The organism is Bacteroidia bacterium (assembly GCA_041391665.1).
In the GTDB taxonomy this organism is placed as follows: Bacteria; Bacteroidota; Bacteroidia; order J057; family J057; genus JAGQVA01.
Window position 1 is genome coordinate 1,485,802 of record JAWKNO010000003.1, and the last position, 15,056, is coordinate 1,500,857.

Here is a 15,056-nt window from a genome sequence, read left to right on the forward strand (position 1 = left end):
CCTTTGTAATAATTCGCATAAAGAATTTGCTTTTTCATTTCAACCCTTTACATTAGTCCCGGTTTCTGGAAAACTTGACAACTGTTTAACCTCTTGAATAAATTCATTGTAAGGCACGAACTCTGGAGCGGCATCCTGACAAATCTGATAATGTTTCAGATTTGTTTGGTTCTTCTGGGTTTAGGGGCAAGCGGAATTGATTCTTGCAGAAATTATTCTCCTCAACTCCACATAAGTAATGGGCATCCATTGCGCGTCGTGTTTTCTTTAGGAATAGAAACCACAGAGATCTCCGCAGAGCAAAAATATTTGGCTGGCGACCCGCAATCTGGAAATAATCCTTTTCTCAACTCTTCTGCAGCTGCTCTCCGCAAGTTCGCGTTTTTCACAGAGCTTATCTTAAATCGGAACTCCCACCTTCCGATTTACATTCTCCACGAACAGTATCGTTTGTGATTTTTCCTCTAACCCCGCATGATCGTTGATTCTTCCGGAATCGGGTAAATAGTGTCATCAAATGAGGCATGTTTTCCTGAAAATCCACTCAACATTTATCAACGCTGTTCTGCTATTGACAGGCAGGAAGCCGGGGTAATGTTACATGTTAAACGTTTCAGCCTAAATATTAATAGTTCTTTGGAAAGTCCTTCTGCTTCCGGGTGAATGCCTGTGTTGTGGAAGGATTTTTTTTTATTTTAAAAGTATTATCGTATTTTTACGATACTTAATTATGGCAACAACAAAAACGGAACCATTCGACCAGTTGCAAAACCGTATAGCAACGCTCGCCAAAGCCTTGGGGCATCCGGCACGGATCGCGATTTTGCAGGTTTTGATCGCTGAAAAAAGCTGCATTTGTGGCGACATTGTCGATCGGGTACCGCTGGCTCAGGCCACGATTTCCCAACACCTCAAGGTGTTGAAAGATGCCGGACTCATCCAGGGCGAAATTGCACCCAACCGCAGTTGCTATTGTATCAACTCCGAAGGCTGGAAACAGGCAAAAACTCTGCTGGGCAACTTTATGGCCGAATTTGATGAAACCGCAAATATGAACTGCTGTTAAAAAAATTTAACCCATACTATCGTATTTTTACAATGGAAAACTCGCCAGCAAATTTTCTCCCCAAGGTCAGCCAATTTGTCTCTGATCTGAAAAAATCAGACGAAAGGCTGGAAACAGACCGAAAAAACCGCCTCACAGAAATATCGGATTTCATTCGAAGAAAAAAAGCTCAGGGTGAACAAGCCGCACTGATATTTATCTGTACACACAACTCGCGCCGCAGCCATTTCGGGCAGATATGGGCCCAGGTGCTGGCTGATTATTACGGTGTGTCAGGCGTAAAAACCTATTCGGGCGGTACCGAGGCTACCGCATTCAACCCCAATGCCATCACTGCCCTCAGGAAGACAGGCTTTGAGATCAGCGCAATATCCGATTCGCCCAATCCCCAGTATGAGGTAGCTTATGGAGAAAATATTCCTCCGCTGACCGTCTGGTCAAAAGTGTATTCCGACCCTGCCAATCCTCAGAGTAGGTTTTGTGCCATCATGACCTGCAGCGAAGCGGATGAGGCCTGCCCGGCAGTATTTGGTGCCGAAATTCGCATTTCCCTTCCCTTCGATGATCCCAAAAAATCTGATGGAACGCCCGCTCAGGCTGAAACTTATGCCCAAAGAAGCCGGCAGATCGCCGCAGAACTCGACTTTGTATTCCAACAACTCATGTAACTACTTTTATATGTCCTCTCAATCCCAAATCAACACGCAGGAGAAAAGTCCCAAATCCATAGGTTTTTTTGAGAAATACCTGACGGCCTGGGTTGTTTAGTGTATCCATCGCCCCAAGATGGAACTATCAATAACCAATTAACCATTAACCATTAACCATTAACCATTAATGAAAAGATTTCATGTAAACCTCAAAGTAGCCGATCTGGAAAAATCCATTTCCTTTTATTCGGCGCTGTTTCACTCCGCGCCCACAGTACAAAAACCTGATTACGCCAAATGGATGCTCGAAGATCCGCGGATCAATTTTGCCATTACCCTTGCACCAGCCAGTACGGGTATCGAACATCTTGGCATTCAGGCAGAGTCCGTGGACGAACTCAAAGAACTGTACCAGCGGGTAGATAAAGCTGAAGGAGAATTGCGGGAAGAGGGCGAAACCGTCTGTTGTTATGCTCAATCCACCAAAGGCTGGGTCAAAGATCCCGAAGGTGTGGAGTGGGAAATGTTTTATACCTACGGTGAAAGCGAAACTTTTTATAAACCCGAAGCAGGGAAAATATGCTGTAGCTGACAGGTGAATAGAGAGAAAAGGGGGAAATTATCTGCGATTTTTTACATTAAGGACGAATAATTTGAATTTATCGCCTTAATTTTCCCCTTCTGACTAAAAACTACCTGTTATGCGAATGCTGTTACTACTACTTGTGGCCGGAATCATCTTCCCGCTTTCCCCACAAGCTCAGAATATTCCTTTCCAGGGGGATATTCCGCTGAATGACCTCTCCAATTTTAAAGCTTCTGCCTCCAACTGGCAGGTTGCAGGCGAGGTAAATGCAGATTTGAAAAAAAATGAAGCCCTGAAAATCTCACCCGGTTCGGGCATTCTGGTAAACCTTCCCGAAGAAAAAAACAAATCCAATATATTCTCTGTCCTTGAACATGGTGATATAGATCTGGATGTGGAGTTTATGATGGCCAAACACTCCAATTCGGGTATATACCTTCAGGGGCGGTACGAAGTGCAGTTGCTCGACAGTTGGGGGGTAAAAGTACCCGGTTATGGAGATGTCGGCGGTATTTATCAACGCGCTGTAGATGGTAAAGGGGTAGAAGGGTATGCGCCCAGAATCAATGTCGCCCGCGCACCTGGCTTATGGCAGCAGATACATATTGAATTTCAGGCTCCCCGCTTTGATGCCGCCGGAAATAAAACACAAAATGCGCGCATTATACGCATAGACCTCAACGGGGTGACGATTCACGAAAACCTCGAACTTACCGGCCCCACAGCCGGACAGGCTTTTCCGGGAGAAGCTGCCAAAGCGCCATTTATGATTCAGGGAGACCACGGCCCTGTAGCTTTCCGAAATTTTCGCTATACTTTATATGAACCGGGCTCGCTGAACCTGAAAAACCTGACCTATGCGGTTTATACCAATTTGCCCAATTCCGAACCGAAGCTCGAAACGCTCAAACCTGCTTATTCCGGAAAAATGGACAAACTCACGCAGCAGGTAGTTGCCGAAAATGAAAAATTTGTACTGAAAATCAACGGTATCCTGCCTGTAAGTAAAGCGGGGAAATATAATTTTTCCCTCATGGCGCAGTATATGGGCAAGCTAAGCGTGAATGGAAATACCATTCTTCCCTATGGCTGGCACAACCGAAATGCTTCTATCGATCTGCCTGCCGGTGATATTCCTGTCGAAATCTTATATCACAAACAGGATCCCTGGTATGCCAGTGGGCTAGGATTGTTTATTTCCGGCCCGGGCGTTCGGTTTCAGCCCCTACATGCATTGGGCTCTATGCCAATCTCCAGCCCGGTCAACCCGATCACCATCACCCCGGGAAATCATCCGGAGATTACCCGTTGTTTTATCGATTATTCCGGTAACGATGGAAAACCCTCCCGCCGCATTGTGCATGCAGTTTCTGTAGGGTATCCCGACGGACCCGCCTTTACATTTGACGCAGACAAAGGCGCATTGATCCAGGTCTGGAAAGGCGGATTTCTCGACGCCACACCTATGTGGAATGACCGGGGAGACGGAAGTTCAAGACCGAAGGGATCGGTGCTGCCATTGGGAGATGAGGTAAATATCGCCATGTTGGTGCAGGATAATGCGCCATGGCCCGCTGATTTTTCAAATGCCCTGCCTTACAAATTTGGCGGTTATGCCATCGGAGCAGATGGAAATCCTGTATTCTCCTATACCCTTGGAAACGCTGCCATTACAGACAATATCAGCTCTGCCGATGAGGGAAAATATCTCACACGCGAGGTAACGGTGGGATCAGGGCTGACTACCGCGCTGAATTTCAAACTGGCCGGAGGAAGTAAAATTGAAAACCTGGGAGAAGGTTTGTATGCAATTGACAAGGTTTTTTATATTCGGATAGAAGATAAACAACTGAAGCCAATGGTGCGTTACGCAGGCGACATGCAGGAACTGATTGTACCCTTTTCAGCCAATGGAAAAAGTGCGGTCATTCAATATTCGGTAATCTGGTAATAAGGGTAAATCAATATTAGAAAGTTCAAACTGAAACAGACTGGCTCATGAAAAACCTCATTATATCTCTCTTTCTGGTTTTTTCTTCTTTTCTGGCTTATTCGCAGACAGAAGATGATTATTACCCGATTATCACACTGCCCATTCCGGAGGATATTGTGCTGGAAGTAGGCGGACTTACGACTCTGCCCAATGGCAATATTGCCGCAAGTACCCGTCACGGGGAAGTCTGGATTGTCGAAAATCCTTATATGGAAAACCAGACCCGTCCGTATTTCCGGAAATTTGCCTCTGGTCTGCATGAAGCGCTTGGACTGGCTTTCCAGGATGGTACTTTTTATCTTTCCCAGCGAGGAGAACTTACCCGTTTGTGGGATAAGAATGGCGATCAGGTTGCAGATTTTTACGAATCGGTCTATGCATGGCCGGTATCAGGACATTATCACGAATACTCTTATGGCCCGGTTATCACCGACGACGGGCATATGTTTGTGTCGGGGAATGTCGCTTTTGGCGATCAGGAATGGTGGAGAGGCGAAAGCCGGGTTCCCTGGCGCGGATGGATCATGCGGATCTCCCCCGACGGTAAAATGGAGCCCTGGGCGACCGGAATGCGATCACCTTGCGGACTGGCACTGATCAATGGGGATCTGTTTTACGCTGACAATCAGGGAGACTGGATGGGTTCAGGAGGATTGACACATATTGAAAAGGGCGATTTTACCGGCCACCCTGCGGGTCTGCGCTGGTCCCAGCTTCCCGAGTCCCCGGTAAAACTCAAAACCGAAGAACTATACGCCGTGATTGACCCTCGGTTTTCACCTCCCGGACAAGCGATCAAGCCCGAGGACGATTCTTCCAGTGTGATCATTCCGTTGTTTGAAGCGGAGGAAAAACTGCCAGCCATAAAAACGCCTGCGGTATGGCTGCCACACAGTGTGCTTGGGATTTCTACTTCGCAGATGATTGTCGATGAGACCGGTGGTGCTTTTGGCCCGTTTGACGGCCAGGTATTTATTGGGGACGAAGGGCAAAGTAAAATCGTAAGAGTATTTCTGGAAAAAGTAAACGGCGAATATCAGGGCGCAGCATTTGCCTTTAGGGAAGGATTTCAATCGGGTGTACTGCGAATGACCTGGGGAAAAGAAGGTTCTATGTTTGTCGGGGAAACCAACCGCGGATGGGGATCGACAGGGCCCAAACCCTTCGGGTTGCAAAGACTGGTCTGGAATGGCAAAATGCCATTCGAAATGAAGGCCGTTCGCGCAATGCCCGACGGCTTTGAGATTGAGTTTACCCAACCCGTTGATAAAACCACCGCATCCAATCCCGACAACTATAAGGTTACGGGCTTTATTTACAAATATCACCCTGTCTATGGCAGCCCTGTGGTAAATGACAAAGATTGTTTTGTCGAAGCGGTACAGGTTTCACGCGATGGCTTAAAAGCCCGGATTGTCGTTGACAATCTGCGGGAAAACTATATTCACGAAATTACCCTCACCGGCGTAAAATCTTATTACGATCAAAATAGCCTGCTGCATCCCACGGCATACTATACGCTAAACAACCTCCCCGAAGGGCAGGCACTGAATATTCCCAAAAGGAAAAAACCAGCCGCTCCTGTGATGAATCATTCGGCAGAAAACCATATGCCGGCTGCGCCTGCCGCTGATGCCCCTAACACTGCGGCTGCGACACCGGCAACTCTCGCCAAACGGCAACTAAAAATGCCTGCCAACTGGGCCAAAGGCCCGGAGCAAACGGTACAGTTGGGGACAAATCCGGGTTTGAAATTTGACCGGACACTGATTACGGTGAAAGCGGGTTCGAAGATAAAATGGACCTTCAACAACAATGATGACATGCCCCACAATTGCGTCATTGTCAAACCGGGAGAAGTGGATGCTGTGGGCGATCTGGCCATTCAACTGGGGTTGAAAGGCATCAACATGGGCTACATACCCGTAAGCTCGAAGATATTGTTCCACACACAATTGATGCAGCCCGGGTCAACAGAAAGCATTTATTTTTATGCACCAGAAAAACCCGGAGATTATATGTATGTATGTACCGTTCCGGGGCATGCACAACTTATGCGCGGAGTGTTACGGGTTACACAGTGAAAGATCAAAAACCACATATCGCGGTCAACACACGGTTGCTCCTTCCCCGAAAACTGGAGGGAATCAGTCGCTTTGGGTTTGAAATATTAAAACGAATGGTTGCCGCGCATCCGGAGGTCCGGTTTTCATTTATCTTTGATCGCCCATTTGATCCGGGTTATATTGTTGGTGATAATGTAAAACCTATTGTAGTTCCTCCACCCGCCCGCCATCCTTTATTGTGGCATGTTTGGTTTCATGTCATGGTACCCCAGTTGCTCACCCGGCTGAAGCCAGATGTATTTTTTTCTCCGGAATTGTATCTCACCAACCACAAGCGGATTCCGCAGGTGCCGGTGATTCACGACATAGGGTTTGAGCATAACCCTGACGAAGTCAGCGGGTGGGCGTCCCGGTACTTACTCAAATATACTCCCCGCTATGCCCGGAGAGCCGCCCATGTACTGACGGTTTCTGATTTTTGCCGGGAAGATATAGCCATTCGGTATGGGATAGACAGGGAAAAAATTACAATTGCCTACAACGCAGCACATGCCCGGTTTGTGCCGATTCCCGAAGCCGAGAAGATTGAAACCCGGAAAAAGTATTCGGAAGGGGTACCCTATTTTCACTTTGTGGGCACCATTCAACCGCGGAAAAATATTGAAAACCTCTTGCAGGGTTTTGATTTGTTTAAAATCCGAACCGGCCACCCGATGAAGCTGTTGATCGTAGGTAAAAGAGGATGGAATTATCACGAGGCGGCGAAGGTATATGAAACAATGGAATACCGCGACGATGTGATATTTACGGGTTTTGTTCCTGATGAAGAACTCGGCCCTGTCTATGCGGCTTCTGAAGGTCTTTGCCTGGTATCCTGGTTGGAGGGATTTGGTATTCCGGTAGTGGAAGCTATGCATGCCGGTACGCCGGTCATTTGCAGCAACCGTACCGCCTTACCCGAAATTGCGGGTGACGCTGCGTTGAAAGTTCCGCCTGATTCTGCCGAAGCGATTTCAGATGCCATGACCCTGCTGGCATTTAATGAAACGGTGCGAAATGACCTGATCGCAAAGGGTCTGATACAGACAGAAAAGTTTTCATGGGAAAAATCCTCCGATATCGTTTGGAAGGTTCTTTCCAAATATTTACACGGCTACTCTGAATGAATACACGACTGTTAAGTTTGTATATTTTTAATGAAACTACTGTCCGTAATTTCCGTGAATAATTATTGTACCTATTTTGCAATTATTACCTTTCAGACCTATACATTATGAGATACACACTACCTATATTATCAGTGGCCATCGTACTGCTTCTTCTCGGAGCATGTAAGGCTACCAAAAAGGCTTACGTGAGGGGCGATTATGAAAAAGCTGTATTTAACTCAATCGATAAACTCAGCAAAGCGCCCAACAATAAAAAGGCTCGCCAGACACTTGCTCAGGCATACCCTGATATGGTGGATTTTTATCAGGACAGGATAAATTCTCAGAAAACCAGTGGTGATCCGCTTAGATGGGAAGAGGTGGTGGATTATTACGCTATTCTCGACCGCGCTTATGGTGAAATTCAGCGTATCCCTGCGGCCCGTAGTACGATTTCCCGCCCGGTCAATGTGCAGACCGATCTGAATGATGCCAAATTCAAAGCGGCAGAAGTTCGCTATGCGCTTGGAATCAAAGGAATTGAAGCTGGCAAAAACGGCGATCGGGAAGCTGCCAAACAGGCATATTCGCATTTCCAGCAGGCGATGAAATTTAAACCCGGCTACCGCGATGCGGAACAAAAAATGCTGGAAGCACAGGATCTCGCTACGCTTTATATTCAGATCCAGCCCATTCCCATGCATTCCCGCTCCCTCGCACTCAGCAATGAGTTTTTCGAAAATCAACTGACCGAATATATCCGCAGTGCCCCACTGAGCCCTTTTGTTCGCTTCTTCTCTGCCCGCGAGGCAGAAATGCGCAAACGCGAACCAGATCAGGTTATCGTGATGATTTTTGACGACTTTGTCGTTGGACAGGCGTATGTAAAAGAAACCGTTTTGCAGCGTGTCAGGGATAGCGTAGTGGTGGGCGAAGTTGAGATCGCCAAAGATTCAATGGCAAAAGTGTATGGAACGGTAAAAGCAGAGATGCATCAGTTTCAGAAAGAAATTTCTTCCGGGGGGCTGCTAGACTTCAGAATCATTGATGCACGCACAGATGCCATCCTTTCCCAGCGCAAATTTCCCGGCACATTTATTTGGTATGACCGTTGGGGATTTTACAACGGGGATGAAAGAGCTTTAGCTGCTGATGATAAAGACTTCATCCGGAAGAAACGGGAATCGCCCAATCCTCCGCCACAAGATCTGTTCATCGAGTTTACCAAACCGATTTTTAATCAGGTAACAGGTTTTGTATCTGAATATTACCGCAACTACTAATCTTCTTCCCGCATGCGGGCGCGGAGTTCAACAGGTTCCCCTTCTGACTTTTTGCGAAGGCGGTTGTTGAGAATCTCCACGATAAAGGCAAACGCCATCGCGAAATAGATATAACCTTTGTCCACATGCTGGTCAAATCCTTCTGCTACAAGCATAAATCCGATCAAAAGGAGGAAGGATAGGGCCAGCATTTTCATAGTAGGGTTGCGGTTGATAAATTCACTGATGGATTTGGCCGAAAGCAACATAATACCCAGTGAAATGACAACTGCGGCAATCATAATCTCCACATGATCTGCAAGACCTACGGCTGTAAGAATGGAATCAAAGGAAAAAACTATATCCAGCAGGCTGATCTGAATAATCACAGAACTGAAGGATTTTGCTTCAGGATTTTTCTGATCATCGTCTTTTCCTTCCAGTTTATGGTGCATTTCCGTGATGGTTTTGTACATCAGGAAAAGCCCGCCCACTACCAGAATAAAATCACGCCAGCTCAGATCAAATGGCTGAGGAAGACCGGCAAATACACCAATAGGATCTTTTAGCTGGACAATCCAACTGATGGATAAAAGCAAGGCAATCCGGAAAACCAGCGCCAGTGAAAGCCCTAAAAATCTGGCTCTCCCTTGCTGACTCTCAGGCAGTTTTCCTGCGACAATAGAGATGAAAATGATATTGTCTATACCAAGGATAATCTCCATGGCGGTCAGGGTAAATAAACTGACAAGACCTTCGGTGGTGGTAAATACTGATAGAAATTCCATGCGCGCAAATATAGAAGAAAGACGGGAAATTTACGCTGAAGTTGGTGGACTAAAAATATTGCCGGGCAAACAATTTGTCCTTCATTCGAACTTTTGTTTGGGGAAAATCAAAATAATGAGCAAAATGGGAAGTGTATGCTGTATGAATATTAATTAGAGGCTAATCCTGGCTTTGTTTGTCTTTTTAAGGCATCTTCATTTGTAACCCCCAGCGCTATGGTTTTCCAACCTTTCCTCATCCAGATTTTTATTTTACTATCTGGCATATTCTTTACCAATGGTTCTATCCTGCCCGCAACAACTCCTCCCCCCAATTTCATTTTTATCCTGACCGACGATCAGGGCTGGAGCAGTACTTCTTTTCTGATGGATAGAAATATTGCCAGTTCTGCCAGTGATTTTTTTGAAACCCCTCAAATGAAAAGGCTGGCGGAAATGGGGATGCGTTTTTCCAATGGGTATGCGCCTGCACCGCTTTGTTCGCCTACCCGGCGTAGTATTCAGTTTGGCCAAACGCCTGCACGGCAGGGTGAGAAAGCCTTTAACGCTACCCACAACCCGGTCAATTTTCCCCGACTGACCATTCCGCTCATGCTCAAGGCTGCAAATCCTTCTTATCAAACAGCTCATTATGGCAAATGGGACCTTCGCTCCGGAGTTTTTCCCGAAGACCTGGGGTATGATGAAAGCGACGGCAATACCGGCAACCGCAACGGAAATATCTTTCAGGGGAAAGATGAAAAATGGACAGAGGTCTTTGTCAGTTCTGACCCCAAAAAAATCGAATCCATCACGGCTCGTGGCCTCAATTTTATGGAAAGACAGGTTCGCTCCGGCACCCCTTTTTACCTCCAGCTCTCGCACTACGCCACCCATGTAGATATGCAAACCCGCGAAGAAACGCTGGCAAAATATGAAAATAAACCTCCGGGAAAGGCTCACTATCTCCCCGGTTATGCCGGTATGCTTGAAGACCTCGACACAGGTGTCGGGGCAATACTCGACAAGGTCGAAGCACTCGGCATTTCCAAAAATACCTATATCATCCTCATGTCTGACAATGGCGGTGTGCCTTTTGTTCCGCCCGGCCCTGACTATCTCGTTCACCCTTCCGAATATCCCCAAACAGGGCGCAATTTTCCGCTTCGCGGCGGGAAATGGACCGTCTTCGAAGGGGGAATCCGTGTACCTTTTCTGGTCGCCGGGCCTGGTATCCCGGCCAATCAACAATGCGACCAGCCTGTCATCGGCTGGGATATTCTGCCGACTCTGGCTGATCTTGCCGGTTACGCACCTGTGTTGCCAGAAGATATCGACGGGGTAAGCATTCGCCCGCTTTTGGAAAAAGGGAATCAGGGAACTATTCACCGGACAGATTTTGGGCTTGTTTTTCACAGGTTTGGCGAAGGCCGAAAACAATCGGCCATCCGTATTGGCGACGACAAACTGGTCAAACTCTGGAAAACCAATGAGTTGTTGCTGTTTGATCTGAAAAACGACCCGGGAGAACTGACTGACCTTTCCCAAAAATATCCCGAAAAAGTAGCCCGCCTCCATGAAAACCTGATAGCCTATCTTTCGAAAGTGGATTCCGAGGTGCTTATAAAAAAGTAAAAAAATGAAATACTGGATTTTCCTGTCCTGCCTGAGTCTGTTACTCAGTTTTTCGGGTTTTAAACCCGCTGGGAAACAAGTCGCAGGCAAATACAATGTTCTATTTATCGCGATCGACGACCTGAACGACTGGCCGGGCGTCGCTGGTGGTTTTCCCCGTGCAATCACCCCCAATCTCGACCGGCTCGCTGCTTCAGGTACTTACTTTTCCAATGCACACTGCCAGGCTCCCATTTGCGGCCCGTCCCGGGTCAGTATCATGAGCGGACTATTGCCTACCACTACCGGGGTTTACGGACAAATTAAAGACCCCGATATACGGGGCGCGCATCCCTTGCTTTCCCGCAATCTCTTTTTGCCGGAGTACCTCGCTTCGCTTGGCTACAAGACCATGGGTGTAGGGAAACTTTTCCACGGTCACGCACCCAAAGGGGTATTCGAAGAGTCTGGTGGAAGAGTGAGCGGATTTGGCCCCTACCCCAAAGAGCGGTTTCACTGGCAAAACCAGGGCACTAACACCGACTGGGGCGCCTTTCCCGAGCATGACTCGCTTATGCCTGATTATCAATCTGCAAACTGGGCGATCGATCGACTCCATCAACAACATGACCGGCCATTTTTTCTGGGTGTGGGATTTCTTCGCCCGCATGTACCCTGGTATGTGCCGCAAAAGTGGCTGGATATGTATCCGATTGAGCGTATTGAGACGCCTGCGTATCTGCCGAATGATCAGGACGATTTACCCGAAATCTCCCGTCGGATCGCACAAATGCCTGTCATGCCAACTACTGAATGGGCAATTGAAAATAACCAGTGGAAATATATGGTTCAGGCTTATCTGGCCAGTATTTCTTTTGCCGATCACTATGTAGGCGAAGTGTTGAATGCGCTGGAAAACAGCCCCTATGCCAATAATACCGTCGTAGTCCTTTGGTCTGATCACGGCTATCATGCCGGGGAAAAAAATCGTTTTGCCAAACATTCTCTCTGGGAAAGGGCAACCCATGTACCGCTGATATTTGCCGGGCCAGGTATTCCTCCCAGCCAATCCAGCAGTCAGCCGGTACAATTGCTGGACATGTATCCCACCCTGCTGGAACTTTTGAGCCTTCCGCCCAATCCCAACAATGAAGGGCATAGTCTGGTACCGCTGCTCAAAAACCCTAAAGCTAAATGGCCATTTCCCGCTATTACCGCTTATGGACGGAATAATCTCGCCATTCGGGATAGTCGCTATCGATATATCCGGTTTGAAGATGGCTCGGAAGAATTGTATGACCACCACACAGACCCCAACGAATGGACCAACCTCGCCGGAGATCAATCTTACCACAAACTAAAAGCAGAACTTCAGGCTTTTATGCCCCGGGAAAATGCGCTCTGGTCTCGTGCATCTTTCCTCGATGCCAACAATTATTTTATCCAGCAGCAGACGCGGGTCATTCACCCCCGGTTCAGAGAATGGGTCGATCCGCAGGATGGTCATATCGCATCTGTCAATCCGCCCGTTTTGCTTTGCCCTGTTCCGGAGAAAGGCCGGAACCTTTATGCTTTCCGCTTGTCTTCCGACAGCAATTTTCCCGAAAAAAATACCCGCACAGCGATTGATTTACCATTCGCTATTTTTAATCCGCACGAAAAACTGGCCACGGGAAAATGGTTCTGGCAATATCGGATCGGGGAGAATGAATGGTCTGAGACACAGTCTTTTTTTATTACTGACGATGTCCTGCCATTTATCACCCCCGATCCCGATGCCCTGATTGCTGACATTTCTCCGTTACATCCCCGTGCCTTTTTGTATAAGGACGAAATACAGGGTTTTCGGAATAGAAACCGCACCTCGAAGGATGCAACCATCATTCTGGAAAAAGCCGGATCATTGCTCCCAAAAAATCCACCCGGGGAGTCAGAAGGTATCGCAACGGTTACCAGTACAGATAAAACCGAACAGGAAAAGCTTGAAAAAGATGCCAGCAAAAAACTGGGTTCAGATGCCCGGAACGGGACAGAAATTTTATGTCAGGCTTATTTACTTACAGGAGAACAAAAATATGCGGATGCCGCTATCCGATGGGCCATGGAAATCGCCGGCTGGGATGCTTCCGGTGTTTCTGCAATCAGCGATTTTGGAGACAGCAACTGTATGCTGGCGATGGCATGGGTGTTTGATGTGTGTTATGATCAGCTAACCGATGCCCAGAAAAACCTGTTAAAAACATCGATCACAACCCGTGGGAATAGATTCTATGGGAAATGGATCAGCATGCTGGAAGGCAAAGTTTTTTCAGCACACGTCTGGCAACATATGCTCGAAAGGCTCTTCAAAACTGCCCTGGCTACCGTGGGAGAAATACCTGAAGCGGCTGACTGGCTGACCTTTATCTATGAAGTCTGGCAGGCTCGTTCGCCCGTGCTTGGCCCATCTGACGGAGGTTGGTGGAATGGCAACCACTACATGGAACTTAATGCCCTTTCCCTGCTGGAAATACCTGCCATTTTGCAAAGTCTGACCGGGCAGGATTTCCTTCGGTCGGCATTTTACCAAAATAACCCCGACTGGCTGATTTATTCCTTCCCACCCAAATCATTCAGTGAGGGTTTTGGCAATGGCACTGAGCGGCAGTTTGGGCAGTCGATGGCGATGGTTGGGTATGCGGATGCCCTTGGCCGGATTACCGGCAATCCCCGGGCGGGTTGGTATGCACAACAGCACCTCGCGGCGATGGGCAGGCAAATCGAAGAGGATGATGAGTTTCGTTGGTACAGACTAAGGTGGAAACTTCCTGCATCTATGTCAAACATTCCTGCGCCTGAACTTCCGCAGGCAAAAGTATTTCCACTTACCGGAACCGCCAATATTCATACAAACCTTTTAGATCCGTCAAAAGATTTGATGGTAAGTCTGCGCGCCAGTCCGTTTGGTTCAACCAGTCATGCACACGCAGATCAGAATTCGTTGAATATTCAGTTTGGCGGACAGAAGCTGTTCTGGAACTCGGGCCACCGCCCCTCCATGGGTGTGCCACATTATGAAGAGTGGTTTAAGGCAAGTATCGGGCACAATACCGTATTGATTGATGGAAAAGGACAACCCACGGGTTCGGCAGAATCCTATGGCTGGATACCCCGGTTTGTACACGGCGAACAGATCACTTATTGTTTGGGCGATGCGTCGAGGGCCTATGACAATGAAAAAGAAATCAAGCAAAAGGCCGGACTCAACCGTTTTCGCAGGCATTTGGTATTGTTGCGACCCGATATCATCGTAATTTATGATGAGCTGGATGCCGATCATGCCGCAGCCTGGACATGGTTGCTTCACAGTCCTGATGAAATAGAGATGGATAAAGAAATCCAACAACTGACCTGTACAACATCAACTGCCCATGCGCAGGTAAATATCTTTGGCAGTGGTCCGGTTTCTCTGGAGTTGAGTACAAAGTTTGATCCCGAACCATCAAACTACAGGAATATTACCGACGAAGAAGGGAATATCGTCGATTTTAAAGATCAGTGGCATATTTACGCCCGTCCTGTAGAAAAAGTCCCTGCTACCCGTTATCTTACCATTTTTCAGGTCAGGGCTACGGATGATGAGAGAGCCTTTTTTTCGCCAGTAAAGCAGGGTGAAGGCAAGTGGAAGATCGGCGAATGGTCTATCGAAGCAGAAATGGATGCTGGGAAAATGCCTTCATTGGAATGCCGGAAAGCAGATGAGACAGCAGTTGTCTCATTCGGAAAAAAAACAATCCTGGCCGGAAGAAAAACAATTACCCCACAGATTCCGGGGAGTACTGTTTTATATGAGATTATAAATGGAAAAATGATTGTAAAGGAAGCCGTGGATGAATTTCCGATTAACTAATTACTGACTATACTT

At 47.4% G+C, this 15,056-nt stretch carries 10 protein-coding genes; 9 read left to right on the plus strand and 1 reads right to left on the minus strand.

Annotation, left to right across the window (positions count from 1 at the left end):
* Positions 1-730 precede the first annotated feature (730 nt).
* From R3D00_28795 to R3D00_28825, 7 genes are all read left to right on the plus strand, one after another.
* Complete coding sequence (locus R3D00_28795; protein ID MEZ4777209.1) at positions 731-1,066, plus strand: metalloregulator ArsR/SmtB family transcription factor; 336 nt, start codon at positions 731-733, stop codon at positions 1,064-1,066.
* A 32-nt stretch (positions 1,067-1,098) separates the two neighbouring features.
* On the plus strand, positions 1,099-1,734 hold the full coding sequence (locus tag R3D00_28800) for a protein-tyrosine-phosphatase (GenBank protein ID MEZ4777210.1): 636 nt from the start codon (positions 1,099-1,101) through the stop codon (positions 1,732-1,734).
* A gap of 169 nt (positions 1,735-1,903) precedes the next feature.
* Positions 1,904-2,308, plus strand: a complete 405-nt coding sequence (locus R3D00_28805) for an ArsI/CadI family heavy metal resistance metalloenzyme (GenBank protein MEZ4777211.1) — start codon at positions 1,904-1,906, stop codon at positions 2,306-2,308.
* Between the two features lie 109 nt (positions 2,309-2,417).
* Positions 2,418-4,253, plus strand: coding sequence for a DUF1080 domain-containing protein (locus R3D00_28810; GenBank protein ID MEZ4777212.1), 1,836 nt, complete (start codon positions 2,418-2,420; stop codon positions 4,251-4,253).
* A 47-nt stretch (positions 4,254-4,300) separates the two neighbouring features.
* Positions 4,301-6,379 carry a plastocyanin/azurin family copper-binding protein gene (locus tag R3D00_28815; GenBank protein ID MEZ4777213.1) on the plus strand — a complete coding sequence of 693 codons (2,079 nt, stop codon included), beginning with the start codon at positions 4,301-4,303 and terminating at the stop codon, positions 6,377-6,379.
* Positions 6,322-7,527: a glycosyltransferase family 1 protein gene (locus tag R3D00_28820; GenBank protein ID MEZ4777214.1), complete on the plus strand. Its 1,206-nt coding sequence runs from the start codon at positions 6,322-6,324 to the stop codon at positions 7,525-7,527. Before R3D00_28815 ends, R3D00_28820 begins: the two co-directional genes overlap by 58 nt.
* 107 nt (positions 7,528-7,634) lie before the next feature.
* Positions 7,635-8,792, plus strand: a complete 1,158-nt coding sequence (locus R3D00_28825; protein ID MEZ4777215.1) for a hypothetical protein — start codon at positions 7,635-7,637, stop codon at positions 8,790-8,792.
* Here the strand turns inward: R3D00_28825 and R3D00_28830 are convergent.
* Positions 8,789-9,559, minus strand: a complete 771-nt coding sequence (locus R3D00_28830; protein ID MEZ4777216.1) for a TerC family protein — start codon at positions 9,557-9,559, stop codon at positions 8,789-8,791. The genes R3D00_28825 and R3D00_28830 overlap by 4 nt on opposite strands.
* Positions 9,560-9,775: 216 nt before the next feature.
* On the opposite strand from R3D00_28830, the gene R3D00_28835 reads away from it, so the two are divergent.
* Together R3D00_28835 and R3D00_28840 are read left to right on the plus strand one after the other, a co-directional pair.
* On the plus strand, positions 9,776-11,173 hold the full coding sequence (locus R3D00_28835) for a sulfatase (GenBank protein MEZ4777217.1): 1,398 nt from the start codon (positions 9,776-9,778) through the stop codon (positions 11,171-11,173).
* A gap of 4 nt (positions 11,174-11,177) precedes the next feature.
* On the plus strand, positions 11,178-15,041 hold the full coding sequence (locus R3D00_28840) for a DUF4962 domain-containing protein (protein ID MEZ4777218.1): 3,864 nt from the start codon (positions 11,178-11,180) through the stop codon (positions 15,039-15,041).
* Positions 15,042-15,056 lie beyond the last annotated feature (15 nt).